Source organism: Xenorhabdus entomophaga (genome assembly GCF_037996725.1).
Taxonomy (GTDB): Bacteria; Pseudomonadota; Gammaproteobacteria; order Enterobacterales; family Enterobacteriaceae; genus Xenorhabdus; species Xenorhabdus khoisanae.
Genome location: NZ_JBBMXH010000171.1, coordinates 1 through 4,627, shown reverse-complemented (window position 1 = coordinate 4,627; position 4,627 = coordinate 1). Strand labels below are relative to the sequence as shown.

Below are 4,627 nucleotides of genomic sequence, written 5' to 3'. Positions count from 1 at the left end.
CCACTGGCGACGCTTTATCACTTGGACTAAAGAGACAATGGAGCATGAGCTAAATACGTTATTGGGAAGTTATGGCAACAAATTTGCAATTAATTTCTCTTGAGGACTTACATGTAATTTATGTTAATGTTTTTAGCTGTTCCTGTTTTATACGTTAACGGATCGTTTTTCCCTATAAGGTCAAATGAAAACTCCTTACCATTTAAAAAGAGTTTTGTTAAAAGGGGAAATAAAATTATTTTTTCATGTAAATCCCCGTTTATTTTTAAATAACCGCCATCAAATTTTTGTGGTGCATTACCATCAATAACAAATGTCGTTTTAAATCCAAAGTTTTTGTTAATAAGATGATCAATTTTTGACGTATCTTTCAGCTTTACTTCGACAGTAATATTACTCAGTTTCCAATCACACTTCCCTCCTCCCTCCTCCCTCCTCCCTCCTCCCTCCTTAGGGACACTGACCTCAACTTGATTTGACTGACTGATTGATAGAGGGTAGGTGGTACCATGAAAACCCGGAACAGAATACGACTTCATATTCGCGGTTCGGCGTTCTTTGCGGCAAATTTCAGAACGATACATGGCTGAAATGGGTAAGGCATCCAACTCATCAGGAATCGTTGCCATAAAATGAATATTCTCTCCATTAACTGGGGGAGAAAATGATTCGCTTTTCGCGCATCCTTGTATGAAAAACACAGCAAGTAGGGAGGATAATACGCTTTTATTGCATAGAGATTTCATGAGTGTTTTCCTTGTATCGCTCAAGAGCGCTTTTCAATAATTCATTTTGGTTAACATCTTATTTAAAAACATTGTGCAGTTTATTTAATCTGACAGTCACTAAATCAACGTGGGCGACTGTCAGATTAAGTCTGAATGGCTACATCTTAGTCTGTTTGCTGTTTCTTGATTCAAGAATACGCATTAACGTTTCATATTCAGGTCTAACCTCGCCAGAAACAATATCGCCATTAGGATATGTCATAAATGGCATGTCATTGTTCTTTCTGCCAGTCCAAATTGAAAGCATTTGTTTTATATATATGTAATTCAGATTAATGTTTTTAGCCGTTCCTGTTTTATACGTTAACGGATCGTCTTTCCCTATAAGGTAAAATGAACTCTCATTGCCACTTAAAAAGCTTTTTGTTAGAAGGGGAAATAAAATTATTTTTTCATGTAAATCCCCGTTTATTTTTAAATAACCGCCATCGAATTCTTGTGGTGCATTACCATCAATAACAAATGTCGTTTTAAATCCAAAATTATTGTTAATAAGAGGCGCAATTTTTGACGTATCTTTCAGCTTCACTTCGAAAGTAATATTACTCAGTTTCCAATCACATTTCCCTCCCCCCTCCTTAGGAACACTGACCTCAACTTGATTTGACTGACCGATTAATAGAGGATAGGTGGCACGATGAAAACCCGGAACAGAATACGACTTCATATTCGCGGTTCGGCGTTCTTTGCGGCAAATTTCAGAACGATACATGGCTGAAATGGGTAAGGCATCCAACTCATCAGGAATCGTTGCCATAAAATGAACATGCTCTCCATTAATCGGCGGAGAGAATGATCCGCTTTGCGCGCATCCTTGTATGAAAAACACAGCAAGTAGGGAGAATAATACGTTTTTATTACATAGAGATTTCATTAGAGCCTTCCTTATATCGCTCAAGGGCGTGTTTCAATAATTCATCTTGGTTAACATCTTGTTGAAAAATATCGTGCAGTTTATTTTCGAGTGCCATAAAAGTAGTGTTACGTTTTGCACTCAGTGGAGAGGCATCTTGATGATGTATTAACTCATCAAATGCCCCTTTTGAAGCGACTAGCTTAGGCGTTCCGAATTTAACCTGACAGGCACTCAATCAAAGCGGGCAGCTGTCAGATTAAGTCTGAATGACTACATCTTAGTCTGTTTGCTGTTTCTTGATTCAAGAATACGCATTAATTTATCAAACTCTGGTGTTACATCACCATTGTATATTATTGTTCCATCAGGATAAGTCATTGATGTTTCTCTATCCTTATTTTTCCCTCCCTGCCAATAAGTCAAAAAGTTTTTTTTATATAAGACATTAAGATGAATTTTTCTAGCATTATTCATTTTATATGTCATAACATCATATTTTCCTACCAAATAAAATGATTTACTATGATCCCCAAAAAACCTTTCTCTTAGTAAAGGAAATAAAATAATCTCTTCATTTAAATTACCTGTATTTTTTATATATCCACCATCGAACTCTTGTGGTGTATTACCATCAATAACAAATGTTGTTTTAAATCCAAAATTATCGTCAATAAGAGGCGCAATTTTTGATGTATCTTTCAGCTTTACTTCGAAAGTAATATTACTCAGTTTCCAATCACACTTCCCCCCCCCCCTTCCTTAGGGACACTGACCTCAACTTGATTTGACTGGCCGATTGATAGAGGGTAGGTGGCACGATGAAAACCCGGAACAGAATACGACTTCATATTCGCGGTTCGGCGTTCTTTGCGGCAAATTTTAGAACGATACATGGCTGAAATGGGTAAGGCATCCAACTCATCAGGAATCGTTGCCATAAAATGAACATGCTCTCCATTAATCGGCGGAGAGAATGATCTGCTTTGCGCGCATCCTTGTATAAAAAACAAAGCAAGTAGGGAGAATAATACGTTTTTATTACATAGAAATTTCATGGGTACTTTCCTTATATCGCTCAAGAGCATGTTTCAATAATTCATCTTGATTAACTTCTTGTTTAAAAACATCGTACAGTTTATTTTCAAGTGCCATAAAAGTGGTGTTACGTTTTGCATTGGGTAGATAGGCATCTTGATGATGTATTAATTCATCAAATTTCCCTTTTGAAACTATTAGCTTAGGCGTCTTCGTTGGCTCTAAGAAACTGAGCAATTGATTATTTATAATGGCTTGATATTTACTGCCCATAAAGTGGTCTGTTGCCATCGTCATAATCGTATCTAAATCAGGATTATTCCATTGTGGGAATATTTCATCGATAACAGACTTATCTCCCTTTAATGAGTTCACATATTTCTGTTGTTCATTCTCTAGTCCTTTATCTAACGAATTAGCTATGCTCGGAACTAAATAAAACTTATAGGTACCATTCATACGCCATCTTTTTTTGCCCGTAAAACCGATTCCATTCTTACTTGGAATTCTTTCTTCACCGATTTGCCTCGCCTGAAAGAAGCTCACGGTATTTCCTTGGTGATAATATACCTCACCAATCTCGGGGAGAGATTTTTGTATTGGAATGGTTGGTAATGTTGCCAAAGTCCAGCTAAAGCCAAAAATGGTTCCTAGTGGCCCATAAACTTCAAATAACCAGTTATCCATATTGGTATCAAATGGCACACTCGTTACAGTATCGGCATCATTAACATGACGAAAATGATTTAGTGACGTTAAGGCTTTGACTCCACTTCCAGTAAAGACCCGAGGCATTCCATAAGTATAAAGGAGCGGGTTATTATCTCTTAGCTCTGTGGCATGCAATAAAGCGAGAGCCCCCCCTAAACTATGCCCACAGATATATAACTTTTTAAGCCCAGAGTATGATTTATCTTTTATACTTTTAATTCTATTTATAAAATATTTCTCCATGCACTGATACGCTTCTAAAAAGCCCTTATGAACCTTGGCTTTTCCACCGGGAAGAATATTCTCTGGGCATGGAATAGGGCGGTAAGTCCCATCCGTCAACGCATCTCTCGAGCTTGCCGTCCCTCTCCAGGCCGCAATAATTTGCGTTTCATTTTCAACAAAAAACATTTGAGTATCATGTTCAAACGTTTCAGGTGTTTTCACTTGTTTAACATCCAGGAATATTGCCGGTCGATAACGTTCTTTAAATGGTACATCGTTTACAATCGCGGGATAAACGGAATGATCATTGATTACAGGGGTTTTTGATAAGTCAAAGCACTGCTGGTAGAAAAAAGAAGTGGTTGTATCGGGAGTATTAATAAATTTCCTCATATCCTGAGAATCTGGGTTAACCATCACTTCATCCTTATATACCAATAAGGACATGAGTCCTAGGTTATACGCATTCACTATATCGTAGTTTGGTGTATGTTTTAGGATTAAAGACCATACTCTAAACGGGCAGACTTCAATCACATGACGTTGATTAAAATCCTCACCGTAAAACTCTAATCCTTTAAATTCATCTTCTTTCGGAAAATGGTAATAAGGTAGCCCAAACTTAGCTTGTTCCCACTTTGCAATATCAGGGGCTTTGTCACACAACTCACCAATGACAGCATAACGATAAGAATAACCTTTGGATTCGGCATCTGGCTTTACTGTTGAATTAGACTCACCACGCAATGTTCGTAATGGTCGTTTCTCCATTTCATCGGCAAGTTTTTGCCCACTGAGAAATAAACGTAAAGGAGAAGCAAGCAATTCTTCTTCTCGGATCATTCCGTTTTCATCCGTCGTTCCCGGACGCTCAACTTTACTATTTTTTAAAATATAGGGCATATATAACTTTTCATAATTATGAGAATTTCATATTTCCTATTCCTTTCCAACTATTTGCTGAAGCGGCATTCAAGAAAATCTTAACTCTTTTGATGAGCTGCCACATATA

General features: G+C 37.3%; 6 protein-coding genes. All 6 read right to left on the bottom strand.

Translation table 11 applies throughout. The features are described from left to right. Positions 1-107: 107 nt before the first annotated feature. Positions 108-746, bottom strand: a complete 639-nt coding sequence (locus tag AAC854_RS21190; protein WP_340618825.1) for a hypothetical protein — start codon at positions 744-746, stop codon at positions 108-110. Positions 747-885: 139 nt separating this feature from the next. Continuing rightward, complete coding sequence (locus AAC854_RS21185) at positions 886-1,662, bottom strand: hypothetical protein (RefSeq protein ID WP_340618824.1); 777 nt, start codon at positions 1,660-1,662, stop codon at positions 886-888. Beyond that, the gene (locus AAC854_RS21180; protein ID WP_340618823.1) at positions 1,646-1,879 is read right to left on the bottom strand and encodes a hypothetical protein; all 234 of its coding nucleotides are present in this window, start codon (positions 1,877-1,879) and stop codon (positions 1,646-1,648) included. Before AAC854_RS21180 ends, AAC854_RS21185 begins: the two co-directional genes overlap by 17 nt. Positions 1,880-1,914: 35 nt before the next feature. Then, a complete protein-coding gene (locus tag AAC854_RS21175; RefSeq protein ID WP_340618822.1) occupies positions 1,915-2,130 on the bottom strand; it encodes a hypothetical protein in 216 nt (71 codons plus the stop codon). 239 nt (positions 2,131-2,369) lie between these two features. After that, on the bottom strand, positions 2,370-2,699 hold the full coding sequence (locus tag AAC854_RS21170) for a hypothetical protein (RefSeq protein ID WP_340618821.1): 330 nt from the start codon (positions 2,697-2,699) through the stop codon (positions 2,370-2,372). Beyond that, complete coding sequence (locus tag AAC854_RS21165; RefSeq protein ID WP_340618820.1) at positions 2,683-4,518, bottom strand: lipase family protein; 1,836 nt, start codon at positions 4,516-4,518, stop codon at positions 2,683-2,685. Before AAC854_RS21165 ends, AAC854_RS21170 begins: the two co-directional genes overlap by 17 nt. Between the last annotated feature and the right edge of the window lie 109 nt (positions 4,519-4,627).

Excerpts from the sequence above, each read along its gene's own strand:
- AAC854_RS21165 (WP_340618820.1), bottom strand. The coding sequence starts at position 4,518 with ATGCCCTATATTTTAAAAAATAGTAAAGTTGAGCGTCCGGGAACGACG.
- AAC854_RS21185 (WP_340618824.1), bottom strand. The coding sequence starts at position 1,662 with ATGAAATCTCTATGTAATAAAAACGTATTATTCTCCCTACTTGCTGTG.
- AAC854_RS21170 (WP_340618821.1), bottom strand. The coding sequence starts at position 2,699 with ATGAAATTTCTATGTAATAAAAACGTATTATTCTCCCTACTTGCTTTG.
- AAC854_RS21190 (WP_340618825.1), bottom strand. The coding sequence starts at position 746 with ATGAAATCTCTATGCAATAAAAGCGTATTATCCTCCCTACTTGCTGTG.
- AAC854_RS21175 (WP_340618822.1), bottom strand. The coding sequence starts at position 2,130 with ATGACATATAAAATGAATAATGCTAGAAAAATTCATCTTAATGTCTTA.